Here is a 22840-nt window from a genome sequence, read left to right on the forward strand (position 1 = left end):
TATTATTTCACCTGTTCAAGCTCCTGTTTGAGTTCTTTTAACTTTGTTTCGTAAGTTTCATCATCATAATCTTTTAGATAGTTTTCTAATGCTGCAATATACTCCCGGATAAAATCTTTGTTGGTTCTGTCTGCTTCATATTTAATCTTTGCAGAATTGACCGGAGCAAGCTTTGAATATTTAACAGCCATCTTTCCTTCTTCAGATTGATTATAAAGAATGACTATGTTTTTTTCATATCCCGGGATATATTTTACCGGAAATGCTTCTTCCATCCGGGGAATCCTGATGGCATTTTCAATAGGGTAGATGGAAGCGGAAGTGGTAGAAAAAAAAGTGGAGACATATTTTCCATCCTGTTTCTTTACAATAGCTTCATAATCATGAATATACATTTCATTCAATGTAGAATTGGTTTCCACATCAGAAGTGATAATAGCGGTGCTTTCCACACCATATTTATGTAAGAACCAGGCATTCAGAAACTGTCCGCCAAATCCGTTTAGAATGGCCAAAGGAAGAATAGGAGCCAGAAACCATGCTTTTCTTGTCAGATAGGAGAGTAACCCAAAGAATAAAATGATGAGGATCACAGTATAAAAACCATGATGACTGGTAAAAAACAGAATTTTTGATAGTAAAATCATAGCTTAAATTTAATAATATCTTTTTAATATCAATTTAGAATGAATAGTAAATTTCAAAAATTCTGTTCAAAAAAAATCATTTAGTTCACCGGTTCTGATAAAGGAAGGTCTGTGGTTCCACTATAGAAGACTATTAAGGTGGCCCCTTTTTCTCCGGTCTTGCCTCTGTGGGCGATATTTACCATTTCCGGAACTACCTGTCCCTGTTTGATCCACTGGGTTTTGCCGTCTTCTTTTCTCTCGATCTGTATTTCTCCTTTTTCTATATACGCTGCATTGATAACCGGATGTTTATGCCAGTTCAGCGCTTTATGAGGAGGTACTAAAATTCTGAGAACTGATATTTCCGGCTGCCCGTTCGGATAATTGGGATATAGTGTTCCATCCCATGATTTTGTGGTTTTTAAAAGGGTTACAGATTCTATTTCATCGGAATATTCTGATTTCTGATCATCATGCGATGAATTGTCACAGGATAAGGTGAGGGAAGTAAGTACAACAAATAAGATTGTACTCAATGTGTTTTTTCTAATCATAAATTTAAATTAATAATATTGTTTTTGATTTCGGTAATTATGACTGTAAAAATACTAATCAAATTTAAATATCCCTAATTAATGAATTATTTATCATCACTAATTTTAAATATTTTCTTTGAAAAAATATTTTCCAAAGAAAACATTTGTCATAAGTTTAAAACTTTATTTTTTATACTTTTGCTTCCAAATTAGAAAACAATGAAAAAAGTATTAGCTATCGCATTTATCGGAGGATTATTAGTCATAAACTGTTCAAAAAAGACAGATCATTCATTACAGGACAGCAACACCATGCTTCCGGAACCTGAAGTAACAACTGTAGTAGATTCTACGGCTAAAACTGCTGCTCCGGCTGCTGCAACTCCGGCTACACCCGCTCCTGAAGCTGCTAAAACAGACTCTACAGCAAAGAAATAATGAAAAATATATTTTTGGCAGGAGCCTTAGGTCTTTTGATCTTTTCCTGTTCTAAAAAAGAAAATACAGCAGATGTGGCTGCATCTTCTGAAACCGCTGTTGTTTCAGAACCTGCAAAATCTAATCTTTCAGGTGATCAGATCATCGAAACATTGGACTGTTCAGGATGTCACTCTGTTACAGAGAGAATGATAGGACCTTCTTATCAGGAAATAGCGGGTAAATATGCTGAAAAGGATATGGATATGCTTGCTTCCAAGATTATAGAAGGCGGAAGTGGAGTTTGGGGAGGTGTCCCTATGGCTGCCCATCCACAGGTATCTAAAGAAGATGCTAAAAAGATGGTGGAGTATATTTTAAGTCAGAAGAAATAAAATATGTCTACTGAAAAATCCAGTTTGCACACAAGAAATCTGCATCGTAATCCTTATGATTTTGATCAGCTCATTTCTTGTGTGCCGGAACTGAAGCAGTATGTTTTCGTTAATGCTTATCAGACGGTAACCATTAACTTTAGTATTCCTCAGGCGGTTAAGCTGCTCAATAAAGCATTACTGTTACATTTTTATAAGGTTAAAAACTGGGATATTCCTGACACTAACCTATGTCCGCCTATTCCGGGACGGGCAGATTATGTACATTATATGGCAGACTTGTTGGCTGAGTACCAACGTGAAGTTCCTACCGGAGCTTTTGTAAAAGGTTTAGATATTGGAGTAGGAGCGAATCTTGTTTATCCCCTGATCAGTCATAGATCTTATGGATGGACCATGACGGGAACGGATATCAGTGAAGATTCCTTGGCTAATGCCCAGTTTATTTTAGATCAAAATCCTGATCTTTCATCGGTTATTCAGTTAAAACATCAAAAAAACTCCGAACATATATTCAAAAATATAATTAATGCCGGAGAACGTTTTACATTTTCAATGTGTAACCCTCCTTTTCATGATTCTCAGGAATCTGCTATGAAGGGGAATATAAGAAAAACAAAAAATCTTAACCGTTCCAGGAGTCAAAAACCATTACTTAATTTTGGAGGACAGCAGACAGAATTATGGTGTGAAGGTGGTGAACTTGCTTTCATTACAAAAATGATTAATGAGAGTTCTCTGTACTCATCACAGGTTCTTTGGTTTACATGCCTTGTTTCTAAAAAAGATAATCTCCATAAACTTACTGCGCTTTTAAAAAAGATAAAAGTAGTAGAATTCAAGATCATCGATATGGCTCAGGGACAAAAAATAAGCAGAATACTGGCCTGGACATTTATTCCTAAACAGAATCGTAAAGACTGGTTGTAAACCTCAATGATCAATTTGCGATGTAATTGATCTATTCACGATAAAGCAAATTCACTAGGAGGGGCAATGTTCAGAATTGGATTTCTATACCAGTGTAAAGAGATTGGCAATTCAGTTACCATCTCAAGTCTCCAAGTCTCATATCTCTAAGTCTCTTGTCTCTTGTTTCTTGTCTTTACTCTTATCTTCTCGTATCTTAGTTACAAAATTTACCATTCATCCTCACAATTTGAAAAAATTCTTGAAAAGCGATTGATGGTCACCTCAAAAATGACTAAATTTGTACGCTTTTAGAAAAATAAGAAATGCAATTATCAGAACAAGAAATCATTAGAAGAGAAAAGCTGAACAAGCTTACTGAAATGGGGATTAATGCGTTCCCTGCGGAAGAGTATACTATTACAGATACTACAGAATCTATAAAACAGGATTTTTCTGAGAATAAACAGGTGAAGATCGCTGGTAGATTAATGTCCCGCAGAATTCAGGGGAAGGCTTCTTTTGCTGAATTGCAGGATTCTAAGGGTAAGATCCAGGTATATTTTAACAGAGACGAGATCTGTCCGGGAGAAGACAAAGAATTATATAACGAAGTGTACAAACACCTTTTGGATATTGGTGATATTATCGGTATTGAGGGTACTTTGTTTACCACTCAGGTAGGAGAGATGACCGTTTTAGTGAAAAACTTTACCCTTCTTACTAAGGCTTTACGTCCTCTTCCTCAGGCTAAAACTGATGATAACGGAGTAGTACACGACGGATTTACGGATCCTGAATTAAGATACAGACAGCGTTATGTAGATTTAACAGTAAATCCACAGGTGAAAGAAATTTTCGTGAAGAGAACAAAGTTGTTCAATGCGATGAGAACTTTCTTTAATGATGCCGGATACTTTGAAGTGGAAACTCCTATTTTACAGTCTATTCCTGGAGGAGCAGCAGCAAAACCGTTTATCACGCATCATAATGCTTTAGATATTCCGTTATATTTAAGAATTGCCAACGAACTATATTTGAAAAGATTAATCGTAGGTGGTTTTGACGGAGTATATGAGTTCTCCAAAAACTTTAGAAATGAAGGAATGGACAGGACTCATAACCCGGAGTTTACAGCAATGGAAATCTATGTTGCCTATAAAGACTACAACTGGATGATGGATTTCACTGAGAAATTATTGGAATTCTGCGCTATCCAGGTGAACGGAACTACAACAGCTACTTTTGGAGAACATAATGTGGATTTCAAAGCTCCTTATCCAAGAGTTTCCATGACAGAAGCTATCCTGAAATTTACAGGTTTTGATATCACCGGAAAAACGGAGCAGGAATTATATGATTTCGCAAAGTCTATCGGAATTGAGGTGAATGAAACAATGGGTAAAGGAAAATTAATCGATGAGATTTTTGGTGAAAAATGTGAAGGAAACTTCATTCAGCCAACATTCATTACTGATTACCCTATTGAAATGTCTCCACTGACTAAAAAACACAGAAGTAAAGAAGGTTTAACAGAGCGTTTTGAATTAATGGTATGTGGAAAAGAAATCGCAAACGCTTATTCAGAGCTTAATGATCCTATTGATCAGAGAGAGCGTTTTGAATCTCAAATGGCCTTATCTGAAAGAGGTGATGATGAAGCAATGTTCATTGACCAGGATTTCTTAAGAGCTCTTGAGTACGGTATGCCACCAACTTCAGGATTAGGAATTGGAATGGACAGATTGATTATGTTCTTAACGAACAATGCGTCTATTCAGGAAGTTTTGTTCTTCCCTCAGATGAGACCGGAGAAAACCGTTCCTCAGATTGAATTGGGAGAAGATGAAAAAGTAATTATTGAAATTCTGAATTCTCAGGAAGATGCAATGTCTTTGGCAGAAGTAAAAGAAAGAAGCCAGTTATCAGGAAAAAAATGGGATAAAGCTTCTAAGACTTTGACCAAGAATAATCTTGTGAAGGTTGATAAGATTGATGAAGTTCTTTTGATGAAACTGGTATAAGTTTTAGCGAAATAAATAGTAAAAACCGGTACAGAATTAGTCTGTACCGGTTTCTTTTTTCCATTTTCGTACTTGAGCTCTGAAATTTTTAAAGGGTGCTACGGTATTAATGTGCACCCATTTCCAGACCGGCCACTTTGCAGGTGTTGTTGCCCATTTTCTTTGCTGAGGAACAAATAATGTTTCGTGGTCAAGATGCTCTAACCATTCTATAATTTCATGAACCTGCTTTTGCAGTATCTTTCTTTGCTGTTGCAAGCTGTATGAACCGTACTGATCATAAAATGACTGATATAAGCCTTTTAGATTATTCCATTTATATTCAGGAGTAGGCGTTTTTACCTCTATTCCTTTCTTTTCGTCAGACTCCCATTTTAAAAGTAAATGGGTCCATCCGATCTGATAAGAAATATTTTGTGATGGTGTTTTATCAATTCCAGGTTTCTGAAGGTCTTTTTGCTCTTCTTTAATATCATCAAACTCCTGATCATAGAGAAGATAGCTTTTATTTAGTGTTTCAATAAGCTCACTGGTATTATTATACTGTTGCATTGCTTAGTATTTTATTTTCTCAACTTACTAAACGAAGCCATCAGATAAAATAAAAATGGCAGGATAAATAAAGAACCAAGCATCAGCGCCCATCCCAATGCAGAAATGGTTTTAGCCGGAGCTGCAGTAGTGAAAAGTGAAAGATGCTGTCCGTTTGCCAGTAAAATAATATCAGGATTATGCTGGTAGGTTGCTGCTACAAGGATCATCACAATCTGAAAACCGGCAAGCGCTCGCACGGGCAGTAATTTCTGCCGGTTCATAGCCTTGAAGATGAGCAATAAAGCAATAGTGGCAAAAGCAATAGCCATAATTCCTAAAGGTTTTGAAAATACCCACATTACGAGGGGGATGTCAGAAATATAAGCTGTGAAAAACACAAGAATTCCGGTAATGACTACAAAGATCATAGTTTGTTTAGATTTTCTGATCATCAGTAACAGATCTGACTTATCTCTTGTCTCTCTTAATGAAAAGATGGAAGCAAGATATGCACAGAGTGCTACGGTAAATAACCCTACAGAAACCCCAAACCAGTTTAACCAGCTGAAAATATAAAGATCCAGAAAATTGGTAGCGTCAGGATTGATGGAATGAGAAACTGTAGCTGCAGCAATTAATCCCAGGAAAAAAGGAGTTAGAAGACTCGCATAATAAAATATCTGGGTATATAAAACCTGCCAGTTATCTTTCACAGCATCATAATGCCTGAATGTAAAAGCTGTTCCCCTTGCAATAATACCTAAAAGCATCAGTACTAAAGGAATGTGGAGATACGTAGACATGGTAGTATAAATCTCAGGAAAACCTACAAAAAGGATAACAATGGCAATGATAAGCCACATATGATTGGCTTCCCAAACTGGGGCAATAGATTCATACATGATTTCCTGGGTCTTATGACGGGCTTTTTTATTGGTGAAAAGCTCTACAATACCCGCTCCGAAATCAGCGCCTCCCAGAATCATATAAAGACAAATGGAAAGCCATAGAAAGCCTATAACAATGTAGATCATGATTTTTTGTTTTTATCGTTAAACTGTGGGTCTGTAGGGTCATAAATCTTAGGTACCATCTGTATCTGTCTTTTTAACAGGAAAACAAGAATCAGTGATAATGATACGAAAATAGCAGTGAAGAAATAGAAGGAATATTGTATTCCCGGCATTGGTGTTACAGCATCTATGGTTCTCATGATTCCGTAAATAATCCAGGGCTGCCGGCCTACTTCAGTAACTGTCCATCCGGCTTCCAGGGCAATATATCCGAAGGGCGTGGCAATTAAAAATGTTTTTAACAGCCAGGTTTTCTTCAGCCATTCTTTTTTGAAGAATGAAGCATATAAGTAGATAACCCCAATACAAATCATAATAACTCCAAAGAAGATCATAATCTGAAATGCATAATGGGTAACGGCTATTGGGGGCCATTCATCTTTTGGAAAATCTTTAAGACCTTTTACTTCAGCATTGAAATCATTGCTCACTAAAAAACTCAGGACCTTGGGGATTTTTATTGCGTATTTTATTTCTTCCTTTTCTTCATCAGGAATTCCACCGATCACAAAGGCGGCTCCTTTTTCCGTTTCAAAATGAGCTTCCATTGCAGCCAGCTTAATAGGCTGTCTTTCTGCTACAGACTTTGCCGCAATATCACCACTTAAAGGAGCTCCAAAAGCACCTATAAGGGCAAATCCAACAGCAATTTTAAAAGCTTTGGTATGAAATTCCACATTCCTTTTCTTAATAATCAATAAAGCATGCACCCCGGCCACAGCAAATCCTGTAGCACAAAAAGCAGCTACAGTCATATGAAGGGCCTGTGGAAACCATGCGTCATTAAACATAGCTTTGATAGGATCAATATTCAGATACTGCCCGTTAATATAATCGAAGCCGGTAGGAGAATTCATCCAGGCATTGGCCGCCACTACTAGAATTCCGGAAGCGAGCCCGCTTACTCCTACAAGGAAACCACAAAACCAGTGAAACCATTTATTGAATCTTTCCCACCCATATAAAAAGAAGCCAATAGCAATAGCTTCAATAAAAAATGCTGTTCCCTCCAAGGAAAACGGCATTCCAAAAATAGGACCTGCATGTTTCATGAATCCCGGCCATAGAAGCCCCAGTTCAAAGGAAAGCATAGTTCCGGAAACAGCACCTGTAGCAAATAATATGGCTACCCCTTTACTCCAGGCTTTGGTAAGACCTTTATATACTTCATTATTTGTTTTTAAGTATTTCCAGTGGGCAAAAGCCATAAGGAAGGGCATTACCATACCCACGCAGGAGAATATGATATGAAAGCCCAGAGAAAGTGCCATCTGTGCACGTGCAGCAATAAAATCATCCATAATATCAACTTTTCAGTAAATAAATTTACGTATAAATTATTGATGTTAAGTATGATTTAAAACAGCTGATTATTCAGGTAGACCAGTTAATTTTGAATCTTTTACCAGTCCGCTGTTATTTAAGTTTTCACTAAGAAAAGTCTACATTTTTTGACACATTTTAACTTTCATAATTCGAAAAAAATCACGATATTTGTAAGTCTTTGCATATAGCAAGATTTTTAATATTTAATATGAGTCAGAAACAATATACAGCTAGTAGTATTCAGGCATTGGAAGGAATGGAGCACGTTCGTATGCGTCCTTCAATGTACATTGGTGATGTAGGGACAAGAGGTCTTCACCATTTGGTTTATGAAGTAGTAGATAACTCTATTGATGAAGCGTTGGCAGGATACTGCGACACGATCTTTGTGGCCATTAAAGAAGGAAACGGAATTGAAGTAAGTGATAATGGTAGAGGTATTCCGGTTGATTTTCACGAGAAAGAGCAAAAGTCCGCTCTTGAGGTTGTAATGACAAAAATTGGAGCCGGAGGTAAGTTTGATAAAGATTCTTATAAGGTTTCAGGAGGTCTTCATGGAGTAGGGGTATCATGTGTGAATGCACTTTCTAACGAAATGATAACTACCGTTTACAGAGATGGAAACGTTTATCAGCAGGTGTATTCTAAAGGAAAAGCTCAAACGGGAGTAGAGGAAATTGGTAACAGCGATAAAAGAGGAACAAAACAGTTTTTCCAGCCGGATGATACTATTTTTACAGAATTAGTTTATAACTATGATACGTTAGCGAGTCGTTTAAGAGAACTGTCATACCTTAATAAAGGAATTACAATTACGCTTACCGATGAAAGAGAGGTATTGGAAGATGGCTCTTTTAAAACCGAAATTTTTCATTCTGAAGGAGGTCTGAAAGAATTTGTTGCCTATATTGACGGAAGCCGTGAATCTATTATGGAGCACGTGATTTTCATGGAAGGTGAAAGAGATGATATTCCGGTTGAAGTAGCAATGCGTTACAATACATCTTTCAACGAAAACTTACATTCTTACGTTAATAATATTAATACTCACGAAGGGGGTACTCACCTTGCAGGTTTCAGAAGAGCTCTAACAAGAACTTTAAAGAAATATGCAGATGAATTGGGGCTTCCGGCAAAAGAAAAAGTAGAAATTACGGGAGATGACTTCCGTGAGGGATTAACAGCTGTAATTTCTGTAAAAGTAATGGAACCTCAGTTTGAAGGACAGACCAAAACGAAATTAGGAAATTCCGAAGTTTCTGGTGCTGTTGATAAGATTGTAGGGGAAATGCTGACTAACTTTTTGGAAGAGAATCCTAATGAAGCTAAGATTATTGTTCAAAAAGTTGTACTGGCTGCAAAAGCAAGACAGGCAGCAAAGAAAGCCCGTGAAATGGTTCAGAGAAAATCTCCAATGGGAGGTTCTGGTCTTCCGGGAAAACTCTCTGACTGTTCGTCCAAAGATCCGGCTGAATCTGAGATCTTCCTTGTAGAGGGAGATTCCGCAGGGGGTACAGCTAAACAGGGAAGAGACAGACACTTCCAGGCTATTCTTCCGTTAAGAGGTAAAATTCTAAACGTAGAGAAGTCTATGCTTCATAAAGTATATGATAACGAAGAGATTAGAAATATTTATACTGCCCTTGGAGTTTCTGTAGGAACTGAAGAAGACAGCAAAGCATTGAATATGGCTAAGCTGAGATACCATAAAGTTGTAATCATGACCGATGCCGATATTGACGGATCTCACATTTCTACCCTGATTCTTACGTTCTTCTTCAGATATATGAAAGAACTTATTGAAAACGGATATATTTATATTGCTCAGCCACCTTTGTATTTATTAAAAAGAGGAAACAAAAAAATGTATGCCTATAATGAAAAAGAGCGTGAAGAGTTTACATTGGAAATGTCTCCGGACGGAAAAGGAGTAGAAGTACAACGTTACAAAGGTCTTGGAGAGATGAATCCTGAGCAGCTTTGGGAGACTACTCTTAATCCTGAACATAGAATTTTAAAGCAGGTAACTATTGATAATGCTGTAGAAGCAGATAGTGTTTTCTCAATGCTGATGGGGGATGAAGTTCCGCCAAGAAGAGAATTTATTGAGAAAAATGCTAAGTATGCAAAAATTGATGCATAAGAGTATTTAAAAGATACATTTAAAATATACAAGAAAAGCTTCTAATTATTTAGAAGCTTTTTTTATATTTGAGGAAACTAATAAAAAAAATTAATATGTTAACTATTTTACAAACAGACCCTTATGATGGGGTAGATGCGGTGTCCGGAGCAGCGGCAGCCGGATTGGGAATCGGAACAATGTTCATAAGTTTACTGGTCTATATATTTTATGGATACTGTATGTACAAAATCTTCCAGAAAGCAGGAAGGGAAGATGCATGGGCTGCATTTGTTCCTATTTACAATATCATTGTTTTACTGGATATTGTAAAGAAACCTACTTGGTGGATTATTTTATTTTTTATTCCCTTTGTTAACCTTTTTGCAAGTTGGGTAGTCAACGACAGATTAGCGAAAGGTTTTGCAAAAGAGACGCCTTTATATACCCTTTTGTTGTTTTTCTTAGGATTTATTTTTATCCCGGTTTTGGGGCTTGGAAGTGATCCCTATGATAGCAAAAGAATTCCTAACGATTAGAAATAAAGATAAAATTTATGTAAAGGCTTCAGAAATGAAGTCTTTTTTTATGATTATATAAATAAAGATATCTTTTATTTCTCTGTAATTATATCATATTCAAGTAGATATAGATTTGCATTTTTCCAAATTGTTAAATACTTCACGAAGTAGAGTATTTTTTTAAATAAAAATTTAACATTTATTAAGATTTTCTTATGTTTGCATAATTTTAATAGCCATGATGAAAATATTCTTGATTGGAGCATTATCTGCCGCTTCAATGTATTTTGCCCAGACATATCCTGTTTCTGCTATTCCTGAAACCTTAAAGAAAAATGCAAATATTGTTGTCCGAAAAGACTTTACAACGGTACAGATTAATAAAATTGATGAAATAAAATATCAAAGCACTACTGTAACAACTGTTTTGAATAAGGATGGTGATGATAAAGCTGTTGCTTATATTCCATATGATAAAGGAAATAGTATTTCAGACGTTAAAGTTGTTATTTATGATGAATCAGGGAAAAAAATTAAAAGCTATTCTAAATCTGATTTTGGAGATTTTGCCAATAATCCACAAGGAATTTTTTATTCAGATAACCGGGTTTTGGTTTTTAATTATACGCCGGTCCAGTATCCATATACTATAGATTTCTCGTATCAGGTCTCCGAAAAAAACACCCTTTTTATTCCAGATTTTGTACCATTTTCTTCTACTAATACTTCTTTAGAAGAAGGGGAATTCAAAATTATTAATACATCAGGAATTGAACTACGGACCAAAACTTATCCTTCAAAGTTTAATTATACAGCTGTTATAGAAAGTGGGAGTGGAAATGAAAAGACATATTCCTATAAAAATGTTCCGGCAATTGATGATGCTTTATTAGTTCCACAGCCAATTAAGGTTTTACCTAAAGTCAGTTTTTCTCTTTCAAAGTTTAATCTGGCGGGAAAACAAGGGACTTTAAATAACTGGACAGATTTCGGAGTATGGTACTACAATAATCTGATAGAGCCTGTTGCTGTTTCTACCCCAGCGATCAAAGCCGAAATAGCTGCGTTACAACTGGAAGGATCGGTAGAGGATAAAGTAAAGAAGATTTATCAGTATATGCAGACCAAAACCAGATATATATATGTTGGGCTGGGAATTGGTGGGTGGCTTCCTATGTTACCGGATGAGGTAGATAAAAAAGGATACGGAGATTGCAAAGGGCTAACCAATTATATGAAAACGTTGTTGGATGAAGCAGGGATAGCTTCCCACTATTGTGTTATTAATTCTGGGCCTTCACAAATATCTTTTGATCCTGAGTTTCCAAAAATGGGAGGTAATCATGCTATTTTAATGGTTCCTACCGAAAAAGGAAATATATGGCTTGAAAATACATCACAGCAAATAGGATTTAATCATTTGAGTTATAGTACTACCGATAGAAATGTTCTCTCTGTAAAGAAAAATGGAATTGAGCTTATCAGTACACCTGCATATCCTGCAGATCAGAATAAAGAAAAACAAGTGTTGAAAGTAAAAATTGGTGAAGACAATAGTATTACAGGTGAAGGAAGTTTTCATTATACGGGAAGCCAATATGATTATAACTTAGTATTTACAGGATTAAACCCAAAAGAGAGAAATGATGCTTTAAAACGTTCCCTGGATGTTTTGAACTTTGAGAAAGTTGAAATGAAGAATTTTGCCAATGACAAGGATAAAGCTGTTATTACCTATAATATAGATTTTAAAGCAAATAATTTCTCTAAAAAAGTAGGTAATAGTATTATTTTCAGAGTAGTACCTATTTTCTCTAATAGTATTTATAAAACAGAGGAAAACCGTGAGCTTCCTTTTGAAATTAGACAATCCTTTGAAGATGATTATGAAATTGGTTTTATCCTTCCCAAGGGTTATAAAATAGATGAAGTTCCGGATAATACCAATGTTAAATCTGAATTTGGATATTATACATTAAGTTTTGCCAAAAATGGAGAAGAAGTAAAAGTAACAAGGAAAATACAAGTTAATAAAGGAACTTATTCTAAAGAAAAATATAATGAATATGTAAGCTTCAGAAAAAAAATAATAAACATGGATAATTCAAAAATTTTAATTACAAAAATATAATGATGAAAAGAATAATATTGGTACTGGTTTGTTCTGCAAATCTTATTTTTATCAATGCTCAAAAACACGAGTTTTTAAATCCTCCTAAATTTTCTGATGCAGATTTATCCAAAGGAAAATCACTGCTGGACGAAAACGCCCCTGCTGAAATTCTGTATAAATCGGTACATTACAGAATTGATATCAGTACAGGTGATCTTCACAAGGAATATGTTTACAGAATAAAAATCTATAATAAAGATAAAGCTGAAGACTGGTTGAATGTTGAAGTTCCTCTTTATAAAAATAATAATGATCAGGAAACGTTGAATAAGTTCAAAGCTTTTACATACAATCTTGAAAGTGGAAATGTTGTACCCATAAAGGTTGAAAAAAGCTCTAAATATAAAAGTAAAGAAAGTAAAAATACTACGGTAACAAAGTTTGCTTTTCCCAACGTAAAAGATGGATCAGTATTAGAATATCAATATGAAGTTCTGACTCCATTCGCATTTTTATATACTATTCCTGAAGTGTTGATAGAGTTGGATACACCCTCTCTTTATACAGAATATATTTTAGATACTCCTATCAATATATTGTACAATATCAATTATACCGGAAGCCTGGCTCCTAAATACAGGGAAATTGCAGATAGAACACTTTATGGCGCTCAATATAAGACATATCGGTTTGGTTTTGAAAATTTAAAAGGCTTCAAAACAGAGAAATTTGTAAGGAATGATAGAAATTTTCGCACAAAAATAAGTGCAGAACTTAACTCTACTAATTTTAATGAACTCAAATTGTATTCTTCATCCTGGGAACAAATTAGAAAAAGGCTTTATGATCACGAAGATTTTGGTGGTGAGCTGAAAAAATCAAAATTGGCTAAAGATAATATGCCTGCAGGTATTTCAGAAATGAAGACAGATATGGAAAAGGCGAATGCTATCTTTGCATATGTCCAGAAGACATTTACATGGAATAAGGACCGTGGAATTTATACAGAGGACGGTATAAAGAAACTTATTGACACAAAGGTCGGTAATGCGGCTGAGATTAATCTGTTTTTAGTATTACTTCTTCGTGAAGCTAATATCAAGGCAGATCCACTTGTTATTTCTACCGTAGATAACGGGATGATAAATCTTGTTTCTCCAAATGTAACCAATACAAATTTCGTATTGGCAGCAGTAGAAACAGCCGGTGGTATCCAAACGTATGATGCTACTTCCAAGCAGTCTTCCATGAATGAACTTCCTTTAAGAGACTGGAATGAATATGGTATTTTATTAAGTAGAGATAAAGCGGTACAATTAAGAATGACCAATACCAAGCCTGGAAATACATTTCTTACTATAAATGCTAAAATTAATGAAGATGGTAGTGTTTCAGGAGCATATTCAGATAAAGATACCGGAGTTTTTGCGATGTATGTAAAAGATAATTATGACGAAAATCCGGATAAATATAAAAAACAATATAAAGAAAATTTTGCAGTAGATTTTACAGGAATTGATTCAAAAGTGTTGGAAAATGGCGAATTTGAAAGCACTATGAAATTTTCGTCAACGGATATGATTGATAAAATAGGGAAAAAGATGATCATCAATCCCATGTTATTTTTAAATAAAAACTCTAATGAGTTTGATCAGGTTGAAGAGCGGAAATATCCTATTGATTTTGGAGCAGCTTCTACAAAAGTGAAAAAAGTTATTCTTGAGATTCCGGAAGGATATACAGTGGAAGAAATACCTAAAAGTAAAAAAATAGTTACAGAAGATAAAGAAATAGAATACAGCTATGTAGTGGAACAAAAAGGGAATAAGCTGGAAGTAACCGCTACTACAAAAGTGGCTAGCCCGGATTATCCAAAAGAATATTACCCGGCTTTCAAGCAAATTTGGGGCGTTGCTTCAAAACATGAAAATCAGGTAATAAGCTTAGTGAAGAAATCCTAAGTAGTTGATTTTTAATATTGATCAATACGATTAATCATATTTTTTTAAAACCATTCAGCTTTTGAATGGTTTTTGTATTAGTATCAAAAAATTATAATTATGAAAAATATGATTGCCGTTTTGGCACTATCTTCATTCTTTGTTTTTACGGCCTGTAAGAAAAATGAATCAACAGGATCGGCTACCGAAAAGTCAGACTACAAAGAATCTGGAAAACTGATAGTAGATTCTGTTAAAGTAAGTGATTCTACAAAAATTACAGACTCTTTAAAAGTTAAATATACTTCAAAATTGCTGGTCTTCCCGGAATTGAAAGATAAAACGTTATTAGACAGTATTTATTTTCAAAATAAGGGGAGTAAAGATTTTTCCAAAACCGGACTTCAGGCTTACTTGGAGAATGAGAAAAACAAATATTTCTCTTCTGTAAAAAATGACAGTAAAGACTGGATTTCAGATATTACCTATGCTCAGGATTGGTATTCAAGTTCTCACATGAACCTTATATCCAATATCAACGGGTATATGCACATTCAATATGCAGGAAGTGGTTATGAAGGTGGAGCCCATGATAATTACGGATTTTCCGAGAGAGTTTTTGACCTCAAGAATAATAGAAAACTTGAACTGAAGGACATCACTTCAATGCCCAGTACTAAAATCGAGACTCTTCTGATGAAGAATATCAATACTATTAACAGCGGAACAACAGATGCTGAAGGAGAAGTTAAAAACTCCGAAATGCTGTTAGTGGAAAAAATTCCGGCGAGCAATAATTTCTATTTTGATCAGAAAAACCTTTATTTTCATTATAGCCCGTACGAAATTACTGCTTTTGCAGCAGGAGATATTATCATTCCTATTTCCTGGGAAGAATTAAGGGGTACATTGAACGCAGAATTTAAAGAAAGAATGAAAATTAAATAAATAAATGCTTCCGGTTCAGGAAGCATTGTTTATTTTTGCGGTAATGGAAAAAGTAGCTTTTATCATCAACCCTTTTTCGGCCAAAAAAAATTATCAGCCGTTTCTGAATGAACTTAAAGCAAAGGTTGGAAATCCTTTGTATTATGTCTCCGAGTCTATTCCGGGAACAGATGAGTTTATTAAAACCCATTTTGATCATGTTGATATTTTTGTGGCAATTGGTGGTGACGGAACTATTTCTACAGTGGCTAAGAACCTTATTTCTACAGACAAGATCCTGGCTATTTTTCCGGCAGGCTCCGGAAATGGATTCTCCAACGAAACACGTTTCAGTAAAAATTTGGATGAACTTTTAGAGAAAATAAAAGCAAAGCAATCCAGAAAAATAGATACATTTACGGTTAACGACAGGCTTTCGATCAATGTTTCAGGAACAGGTTTTGACGGGAAAGTGGTTAAAGAGTTTGAGAAAACAAGCCGTGGATTCAAAAATTACATTAAAGTTTCCCTAAAAACATTCTTCAATTACAAACCGATCAAAGTGAAGTTTTTGGGTGAAGATTATCAGCAGTACAATGGCAGGTATCTTATGCTGAATATTGCCAATACCCGTCAGTTTGGTAATAACGCCTATATTGCCCCAAAAGCAAGTAAAAGTGACGGTTTGGTTGATATGGTTCTGGTAAAGAAATTTCCCCTGACCTATTCTGCACTGTTCGCCTTCAGAATGTTTACCAAAAGATTAAAGGACGATGAGTATGTTACCTATCTTCCGGTTTCTGAAATTTCATTCCAGGTAAATACCAAAAACTGGCATCTTGACGGTGAGTTTAATAAAATAGAATCACCCATCCATGTTAAAGTACAGCCTGCAAGCCTGAATATTCTGGTTTAAAGATCTGTTATCTATAAATTATTTCAGACTTCCAGTTTTTTCTCAACTTCCAGTGGATGATCAAGACAGTATTGTAACTGTTTCTTATCAAGCTGCTTTTCCCAGTTGGCAACAACTACAGTGGCTACAGAATTTCCTATGACATTGGTGAGTGCTCTGCATTCACTCATGAATTTGTCTATACCTAAAATTAATGTCATTCCGGCTAAAGGAACTTCAGGAACTACTGCCAATGTAGCAGCCAGGGTAACAAATCCGGCACCTGTGACTCCGGCAGCACCTTTAGAACTCAACATTGCTATTAGCAGAAGCATAAGCTGTTTTTCAAGAGGCAGATGGATGTTCAGTGCCTGAGCAATAAAAAGTGAGGCTAATGTCATATAAATATTGGTCCCGTCCAGGTTAAAAGAATAACCGGTTGGGACTACCAACCCTACAATCGCTTTTGAACAGCCTGCTTTTTCCAGCTTTTCCATAAGACCGGGAAGAGCTGATTCGGAAGAACTTGTTCCTAATACAAGAAGAAGTTCTTCTTTAAGATAATACATGAGTTTAAAAATACTAAACCCATTGTACCATGCCACAGCGCCCAGAACGAGAACAATAAAAAGAATAGACGTGATATAAAAAGTAGCTACCAGGAAAATAAGGTTTAACACAGAGTGAAGTCCGTACTTTCCAATTGTAAAAGCCATAGCTCCAAAGGCTCCGATAGGGGCAAGCTTCATAAGCATATGAACAATCTTAAAAACAGGAGTAGACAAATCCTGAAGAAAATCAGTCACTTTCTTACTCTTTTCTTTAGTGAGGACCAAAGCAACACCCATTAAAATAGCTACAAGGAGAACCTGAAGTATATTGTCACCCACTAAAGGACTGAAAAGTGTATCCGGAATGATATTCATAATGAAACCGGTAAGGGTAGAATCATGAGCCCTTTCTTTATATTGAGAAACATCTCCTGAAAGAGTAGCCGGATCAATATTTAAACCATGGCCAGGCTGTAAAATATTACCGACTATAAGCCCAATGATGAGTGCTAAAGTTGAAAATGTAAAGAAATAAACCATTGCTTTTATTGCAATTCTTCCTACTTTTTTAAGATCGGTCATATGAGCAATCCCCAGGGTAAGGGTAATGAAAATAACCGGAGCAATAATCATTTTTACCAGCTTAATAAAACCATCGCCCAATGGCTTCATCTTTTCTCCCAGCTCAGGATAGTACCTTCCTAAAAGGATACCTGCAATGATGGCTATAATAACCTGAAAATAAAGCTGCTGATAAAATTGTTTTGTTTTCAATAGAAATTGTTTAGAAAGGGCGAAATTATGAATTTTTTCTAAAAACATGATGAATGTCATTGAAATAAAAAAAATACCGGATATCATGTAGCATTGAAGATGTCTTTGTATATCTGCCTCTGATAAAGAAAGGGATACATTATAAAATCTTCAATAAAAAATCCTGCTTTAAAATAATTAAAACAGGATTTTTTATGTGAGCAGGACAGCTGCTTACTTATTCAGTAGCAACAGAATCGTCACCACGGCCATCTGCCACAGCGTGAATATTACCATTATCATCCAGAACAATCATTTCTGTTTTTCCGATTTGTTTTATTTTTTCAATAACATAATTCTTGTTTTTCAGCTCGGAAATAGTGCTTTCAGGAAAGTTGTTTTCTACCGTTATAACCTCCGGAAGCCACTGGTGATGAAACTTGGGTGTATTGACGGACATATTGGCGTTTAATTTAAAATCAACAACATTGACGATGGATTGGTATACAGAAGTGGGAATGGTTGTTCCTCCCGGAGTTCCAACCACCATATACGGCTTTCCGTTCTTCAGCAAAATAGTAGGCGTCATAGAGGAAAGCATTCTTTTATTGGGCTGAATGGCATTGGCTTCCCCACCTACAGCCCCAAACATATTGGGTACACCCGGTTTGATGGAGAAATCGTCCATTTCATTATTTAGAAAGAATCCTGCTCCTGAAACCAGAACTTTGCTTCCGTAATATCCATTAAGAGTAGTGGTTACAGAGGCTGCATTTCCGTCTTTGTCCAGTACAGAAATATGGGTAGTCTGAGTCGACTCTTTCGGTTGCTCTATAATTTTACCCACTTCGGCACTAGGAGTGGCTTTATCAAAACTGAAACTTTTCCATCTGTCTTTTAAATAGGCATCAGAGATCAGGTAAGCCGTTTTATCCTGGATAAAATCAGGATCACCCATATATTCAGCTCTGTCTGCAAAAGCCCTTCTTTCAGCCTCTGTCATAATCTGAACAGCCTTTGTAGAGTTCTGCTGGTATTTTTCAAGGTTTTCAAAGCTGGCCATTCTAAGCATTTGAGCCAGCAGCAAACCCCCGCTTGAAGGTAAAGGCATAGATACTACATTGTTTCCTTTATACTCAAATTCTAAAGCTTTTCTTTCTGCAACTCTATAATTTTTAAGATCTTCCAGACTAATGATTCCATTGCCTCTTTTCATTTCAGCCACCAAAAGATCTGCTGTTTTTCCTTCATAAAACCCTTTTGCCCCTAATTTCTGGATAAGCTTTAAAGTCTCTGCCAATTCTTTCTGAACTAAAATATCACCGGCTTTCCAAGGGCTGTCTTTTACGAAAATAATAGAAGACTTGTTATGCTTCTGAAATTTTTCTTTATTGTTATTCAGCATGTCAGCTTCCTTTTCTGTGATGGTAAAACCCTGCTCTGCCAGATCAATAGCTGGCTGTATGATTTTTTCCATAGGAAGTTTACAATACTTTAAAGTAGCAAAGAAACCTGCCACACTACCCGGAATACCTACTGCAAGTCTTCCGTTTTGAGACAGATCGGTATCTGCTTTCCCTTTTTTATCGAGATACATATCCCGGGAAGCTTTTTTGGGAGCGGTTTCCCTGTAATCTAATGTGAATTTTTCACCATTACTTTTTACGCCCACCAAAAATCCACCACCACCAATATTTCCTGCCTGAGGATATACAACGGCCAATGCATATTGTGTGGCAGTAACGGCATCATAGGCATTTCCTCCCATTTTTAGGATTTTTGCCCCTGCTTCACTGGCTAAAGGATGGGCAGATACCACTACACCCTTCTTTTTTACCTGTACTTCCTTTACGATGCTGATATCTGTAAACTGAGCCCAGCCGAATTGACTCGCTAACAGGACCGAAACAATTAAAAACTTCCTCATATGATTTTCTTTATAACAAAAATATAGTTTTTTTGTAAATCATTGCCGATGATAGCCTTATGAATTGTGTTTTAATTTTTTCACTAAAGCTAGCTTAATTATGGATATTTCATTTTGGTTATTTGGTGTTAAATTTTACTAAATTGACTATCCGAAATCAATAATTATTGTTTTTTATTGGTTTAATTTTAATGATTTGTGTTGTTTTATTGATAAAGTCTGTGTTAATTTTAAAATGATTTGTACATTTGAAAAAAACACATGAAAAAAAACAATCAAAAAATTGTCTCTTTGGGGGCATTATTCTTTATTTCTGTAAATTTTTATGCACAAACCGGAGATTCAATTAAAGTAAAAACGGTGGATGAAATTAAAATTACAGTGGGATCCAGAAACAAAAGCAGGGTGGCTACCGATACACCGGTTCCTGTGGATGTGATCAATATTGGATCACAGTCAGTACTGAGCCCTCAGACAGATCTTAATCAGATTTTAAATTATGCGGCACCATCCTTTACCTCCAATTCTACCACGGTTGCAGATGGTACGGATCATGTTGATCCCGCACAGTTGAGAGGATTAGGTCCCGATCAGGTTCTTGTATTGCTTAATGGAAAAAGAAGGCATACTTCCTCATTGGTCAATATCAATGGCTCACCGGGAAGAGGTTCGGTAGGGACAGATCTTAATGCAATTCCGGCCTTTGCGATCGAAAGATTGGAGGTGCTAAGGGATGGTGCTTCAGCACAGTATGGCTCTGATGCTATTGCAGGCGTTATCAACGTTGTTATGAAGAAAAGTACAAATAATCTCACCGCAGCCATTACAGCAGGAGGATATAATTCGAAAGGTTCTAATGACCATAGTGGCGGCTGGGATGGAGAAAAATATCAGCTGGATCTTAACTATGGTGCAAAGCTGGGAGCTACAGGGTTTTTGAATTTTACAGCCAGTTTTCTGAACAGAACTGCTACGGAAAGAGCGGGAACAGCTACAGGTGATATTTTCAATGCCTACAACGCTATTGAGCAGAGAGCACTTGAAAACGGAGTTAATATTAATTCTTTATTTGGTAATATTACAAACACTTCTAATACGCAACAGATCGTTAATTACATTCACCAATATGCTCCTTATGTAAACTATTTCAGTCCTGGTATGCTGATGAGTATTCAGAATGCCAATACAATTCCGGAACTGCAATCGATTTTAAGAGCAGATGTTACAGCTAATGAATTAGCTTACAGACGTCTTGAGAGAAATGATTTTAATATGAGAGTAGGACAGTCTAAGCTTGGATCCGGGCAGGTTTTTATGAATTCCGAATTTGATATTTCTTCATCAGTACGTGGATATGCATTTGGAGGGATTTCTTATAGAAGCGGAAATGCTGCAGGATTTTACAGAAGGCCTAACCAAAGCAGGACTTCTACTTCATTGTATCCCAACGGTTTTCTGCCTGAGATTGCATCTGATGTCATTGATCTTTCACTTGCTGCAGGTTTTAAAGGTAAAGTAGGAAATGTGAATTATGATATCAGTAATACTTTTGGACAGAATACATTTGATTATACTATAAAAAATACAGCCAATGCATCCATGCTGTCTTCCATGCAAAGGGAGTTTAGAGCTGGAGGATTGGGGTTCTTACAGAATACGGTCAATGCTGATTTTGATACTAAATTTGATTGGCTGCAGGGCTTCAATATGGCATTTGGCGGAGAGGTGAGATTGGAAAGATATAAAATAGAAAGCGGAGAAGAAGCCTCATGGGCTCTTTACGATATTAACGGAAATATTCAGAATCCGGAAACTCCTGCTTCACTGAAGCCAACGGATTTTATGGGAGCTACAAGACCAGGCGGGGCACAGGTATTCCCGGGCTTCAGACCAGCGAATGCATTGAAAAAAGGGAGGAGCTCTGTAGCAGCTTACCTTGATACGGAATTGGATGTTACCAATCGTTGGTTGGTGAGTGCAGCATTTAGGTTTGAAAATTATTCAGATTTTGGTTCTACATTCAATTATAAGATTGCTTCCCGATATAAACTGACAGACCATATTAACATCCGGGCAGCCCATTCCACAGGATTCAGGGCACCCTCTTTACAGCAAATTTATTTCAATGCAACGGCTACCCAGTTTGTTGGGGGGACAGCATATGAAGTCGGAACATTTTCCAATGATTCTGATGTGGCAGGTATTTTGGGGATTCCACAATTGAAGCAGGAAGAGTCTAATAGCTTTTCTGCGGGCTTTACGGCTAAAATACCAAGTGCTAACCTGACATTCACGGTAGATGGGTATTATATTAAAATAAAAAACAGGGTAGTATTAACGGATCAGTTTTCAAGACCTTCAGGGATTTTTCCGGTAAACAGCCCTGAATATAACCTTCAGAAAGGCTTTGATCAGGCTAATGCCACTGCCGCAACATTTTTTGCCAATGCTATCGATACCCAGACCAAAGGTGTAGAAGGTGTAATTTCTCACAGGTTGAAAATCTCCGAAAAGGTTACTTTGAACTCTGATTTGGCAGCAACGGTATCCAAAACCAATAGGGTGGGAGATATTCATGGTTCAGATATTCTGATTCAGGCTGGCCAGGTGAACCGTTATTATTCCGAAACCAGTCGTGTCTATCTAGAAGAAGCCGTCCCAAGGTTTAAAGTTTCATTGAATAATGCTTTAGAGCTTAATCATTTTAGTATCCTTGTAAGAAACGTATATTTTGGAAAAGTGACCGATCCCAATACAACAGACGTGAATGGCGATGGTATTGTCAATAGCAATATGGTCAACGGAAAGGAGGTACCTATCGAGCATCCTGTTTGGGGAGGTAAAATAATTACCGATTTGTCTATTGGATATAAATTTACAAAGGGCTTAAGGCTGACCATTGGTGCTAATAACCTATTTGATATTTATCCAGATAAGAATTATGGACCCAAATCTTTGAAAACACCATCTGTAGACGCTTCTGGCAATCCAATTAACAGTATAGATCTTTCTAATCAGGATCAGTTCGTATACTCCAGAAACGTCTCACAGTTTGGAATGAATGGAAGGTTTCTGTTTGTAAGAATGAATCTGAGCTTATAAATTTTAATTCAGATATAGAAAAGGGAGTTAGAAGTTGTTGGTTTACAAGACAGAAATGCCTTATCCTGAGTTCAGTATATAAATAATTTTCTATAACAATCTATGGGTGTATTTTTAAATACACCTTTTTTATTATGGTTGACATG

Annotated in this window: 18 protein-coding genes; 11 read left to right on the forward strand and 7 right to left on the reverse strand. The window is 36.2% G+C overall.

Features of this window, described 5'->3' with window-relative positions; all coding sequences use genetic code 11:
* Nucleotides 1-2 precede the first annotated feature (2 nt).
* Together MP477_RS14490 and MP477_RS14495 are read right to left on the reverse strand one after the other, a co-directional pair.
* Nucleotides 3-647, reverse strand: coding sequence for a hypothetical protein (locus MP477_RS14490; RefSeq protein WP_257190968.1), 645 nt, complete (start codon nt 645-647; stop codon nt 3-5).
* Nucleotides 648-727: 80 nt separating this feature from the next.
* Entirely contained in the window at nt 728-1183 is a 456-nt protein-coding gene (locus MP477_RS14495) for a cupin domain-containing protein (protein ID WP_257190969.1), read from the reverse strand.
* 201 nt (nt 1184-1384) lie between these two features.
* On the opposite strand from MP477_RS14495, the gene MP477_RS14500 reads away from it, so the two are divergent.
* From MP477_RS14500 to lysS, 4 genes are all read left to right on the forward strand, one after another.
* Nucleotides 1385-1603 (forward strand): hypothetical protein, encoded by a 219-nt coding sequence (locus MP477_RS14500; protein ID WP_230034480.1) that lies wholly within the window; start codon nt 1385-1387, stop codon nt 1601-1603.
* Nucleotides 1603-1977, forward strand: a complete 375-nt coding sequence (locus MP477_RS14505; protein ID WP_257190970.1) for a c-type cytochrome — start codon at nt 1603-1605, stop codon at nt 1975-1977. Before MP477_RS14500 ends, MP477_RS14505 begins: the two co-directional genes overlap by 1 nt.
* Nucleotides 1978-1980: 3 nt before the next feature.
* Nucleotides 1981-2907, forward strand: coding sequence for a 23S rRNA (adenine(1618)-N(6))-methyltransferase RlmF (rlmF, locus tag MP477_RS14510; RefSeq protein ID WP_257190971.1), 927 nt, complete (start codon nt 1981-1983; stop codon nt 2905-2907).
* A gap of 305 nt (nt 2908-3212) precedes the next feature.
* A complete protein-coding gene (lysS, locus tag MP477_RS14515; protein WP_257190972.1) occupies nt 3213-4910 on the forward strand; it encodes a lysine--tRNA ligase in 1698 nt (565 codons plus the stop codon).
* 36 nt (nt 4911-4946) lie between these two features.
* Here lysS and MP477_RS14520 read toward each other — a convergent pair whose 3' ends face one another.
* The 3 genes from MP477_RS14520 to MP477_RS14530 are packed head-to-tail and all read right to left on the reverse strand — an operon-like array spanning nt 4947 to nt 7818.
* Nucleotides 4947-5462: a ClbS/DfsB family four-helix bundle protein gene (locus MP477_RS14520; RefSeq protein ID WP_257190973.1), complete on the reverse strand. Its 516-nt coding sequence runs from the start codon at nt 5460-5462 to the stop codon at nt 4947-4949.
* Nucleotides 5463-5473: 11 nt separating this feature from the next.
* On the reverse strand, nt 5474-6478 hold the full coding sequence (locus tag MP477_RS14525) for a cytochrome d ubiquinol oxidase subunit II (protein ID WP_257190974.1): 1005 nt from the start codon (nt 6476-6478) through the stop codon (nt 5474-5476).
* Nucleotides 6475-7818 (reverse strand): cytochrome ubiquinol oxidase subunit I, encoded by a 1344-nt coding sequence (locus MP477_RS14530; protein WP_230034492.1) that lies wholly within the window; start codon nt 7816-7818, stop codon nt 6475-6477. Before MP477_RS14530 ends, MP477_RS14525 begins: the two co-directional genes overlap by 4 nt.
* A 233-nt stretch (nt 7819-8051) precedes the next feature.
* Between MP477_RS14530 and gyrB the strand changes: the two genes are divergently transcribed.
* From gyrB to MP477_RS14560, 6 genes are all read left to right on the forward strand, one after another.
* Nucleotides 8052-9986, forward strand: coding sequence for a DNA topoisomerase (ATP-hydrolyzing) subunit B (gene gyrB, locus MP477_RS14535; protein WP_230034494.1), 1935 nt, complete (start codon nt 8052-8054; stop codon nt 9984-9986).
* 95 nt (nt 9987-10081) lie between these two features.
* Nucleotides 10082-10504 (forward strand): DUF5684 domain-containing protein, encoded by a 423-nt coding sequence (locus MP477_RS14540; protein ID WP_230034497.1) that lies wholly within the window; start codon nt 10082-10084, stop codon nt 10502-10504.
* A 220-nt stretch (nt 10505-10724) separates the two neighbouring features.
* Nucleotides 10725-12617 (forward strand): DUF3857 domain-containing protein, encoded by a 1893-nt coding sequence (locus tag MP477_RS14545; RefSeq protein ID WP_257190975.1) that lies wholly within the window; start codon nt 10725-10727, stop codon nt 12615-12617.
* A 2-nt stretch (nt 12618-12619) separates the two neighbouring features.
* Entirely contained in the window at nt 12620-14560 is a 1941-nt protein-coding gene (locus tag MP477_RS14550) for a DUF3857 domain-containing protein (RefSeq protein ID WP_257190976.1), read from the forward strand.
* A 99-nt stretch (nt 14561-14659) separates the two neighbouring features.
* Nucleotides 14660-15487, forward strand: coding sequence for an RsiV family protein (locus MP477_RS14555; protein WP_257190977.1), 828 nt, complete (start codon nt 14660-14662; stop codon nt 15485-15487).
* 4 nt (nt 15488-15491) lie between these two features.
* On the forward strand, nt 15492-16382 hold the full coding sequence (locus MP477_RS14560; RefSeq protein WP_373567431.1) for a diacylglycerol kinase family protein: 891 nt from the start codon (nt 15492-15494) through the stop codon (nt 16380-16382).
* Nucleotides 16383-16405: 23 nt separating this feature from the next.
* On the opposite strand, the gene MP477_RS14565 is transcribed toward MP477_RS14560, so the two are convergent.
* On the reverse strand, nt 16406-17686 hold the full coding sequence (locus MP477_RS14565) for a dicarboxylate/amino acid:cation symporter (RefSeq protein WP_230034505.1): 1281 nt from the start codon (nt 17684-17686) through the stop codon (nt 16406-16408).
* 217 nt (nt 17687-17903) lie between these two features.
* Nucleotides 17904-19592: a gamma-glutamyltransferase gene (gene ggt, locus MP477_RS14570; protein ID WP_257190978.1), complete on the reverse strand. Its 1689-nt coding sequence runs from the start codon at nt 19590-19592 to the stop codon at nt 17904-17906.
* A gap of 261 nt (nt 19593-19853) precedes the next feature.
* Here ggt and MP477_RS14575 point away from each other — a divergent pair, with 261 nt between their 5' ends.
* Nucleotides 19854-22694 (forward strand): TonB-dependent siderophore receptor, encoded by a 2841-nt coding sequence (locus MP477_RS14575; RefSeq protein ID WP_257190979.1) that lies wholly within the window; start codon nt 19854-19856, stop codon nt 22692-22694.
* Nucleotides 22695-22840: the final 146 nt, after the last annotated feature.

It is taken from the genome of Chryseobacterium sp. WG23, from assembly GCF_024586575.1.
Lineage (GTDB): Bacteria > Bacteroidota > Bacteroidia > Flavobacteriales > Weeksellaceae > Chryseobacterium.

Coding starts and splice junctions, on each gene's coding strand:
- MP477_RS14490 (WP_257190968.1), bottom strand. CDS start 647: ATGATTTTACTATCAAAAATTCTGTTTTTTACCAGTCATCATGGTTTT.
- MP477_RS14495 (WP_257190969.1), bottom strand. CDS start 1,183: ATGATTAGAAAAAACACATTGAGTACAATCTTATTTGTTGTACTTACT.
- MP477_RS14500 (WP_230034480.1), top strand. CDS start 1,385: ATGAAAAAAGTATTAGCTATCGCATTTATCGGAGGATTATTAGTCATA.
- MP477_RS14505 (WP_257190970.1), top strand. CDS start 1,603: ATGAAAAATATATTTTTGGCAGGAGCCTTAGGTCTTTTGATCTTTTCC.
- rlmF (WP_257190971.1), top strand. CDS start 1,981: ATGTCTACTGAAAAATCCAGTTTGCACACAAGAAATCTGCATCGTAAT.
- lysS (WP_257190972.1), top strand. CDS start 3,213: ATGCAATTATCAGAACAAGAAATCATTAGAAGAGAAAAGCTGAACAAG.
- MP477_RS14520 (WP_257190973.1), bottom strand. CDS start 5,462: ATGCAACAGTATAATAATACCAGTGAGCTTATTGAAACACTAAATAAA.
- MP477_RS14525 (WP_257190974.1), bottom strand. CDS start 6,478: ATGATCTACATTGTTATAGGCTTTCTATGGCTTTCCATTTGTCTTTAT.
- MP477_RS14530 (WP_230034492.1), bottom strand. CDS start 7,818: ATGGATGATTTTATTGCTGCACGTGCACAGATGGCACTTTCTCTGGGC.
- gyrB (WP_230034494.1), top strand. CDS start 8,052: ATGAGTCAGAAACAATATACAGCTAGTAGTATTCAGGCATTGGAAGGA.
- MP477_RS14540 (WP_230034497.1), top strand. CDS start 10,082: ATGTTAACTATTTTACAAACAGACCCTTATGATGGGGTAGATGCGGTG.
- MP477_RS14545 (WP_257190975.1), top strand. CDS start 10,725: ATGATGAAAATATTCTTGATTGGAGCATTATCTGCCGCTTCAATGTAT.
- MP477_RS14550 (WP_257190976.1), top strand. CDS start 12,620: ATGAAAAGAATAATATTGGTACTGGTTTGTTCTGCAAATCTTATTTTT.
- MP477_RS14555 (WP_257190977.1), top strand. CDS start 14,660: ATGAAAAATATGATTGCCGTTTTGGCACTATCTTCATTCTTTGTTTTT.
- MP477_RS14560 (WP_373567431.1), top strand. CDS start 15,492: ATGCTTCCGGTTCAGGAAGCATTGTTTATTTTTGCGGTAATGGAAAAA.
- ggt (WP_257190978.1), bottom strand. CDS start 19,592: ATGAGGAAGTTTTTAATTGTTTCGGTCCTGTTAGCGAGTCAATTCGGC.
- MP477_RS14575 (WP_257190979.1), top strand. CDS start 19,854: ATGAAAAAAAACAATCAAAAAATTGTCTCTTTGGGGGCATTATTCTTT.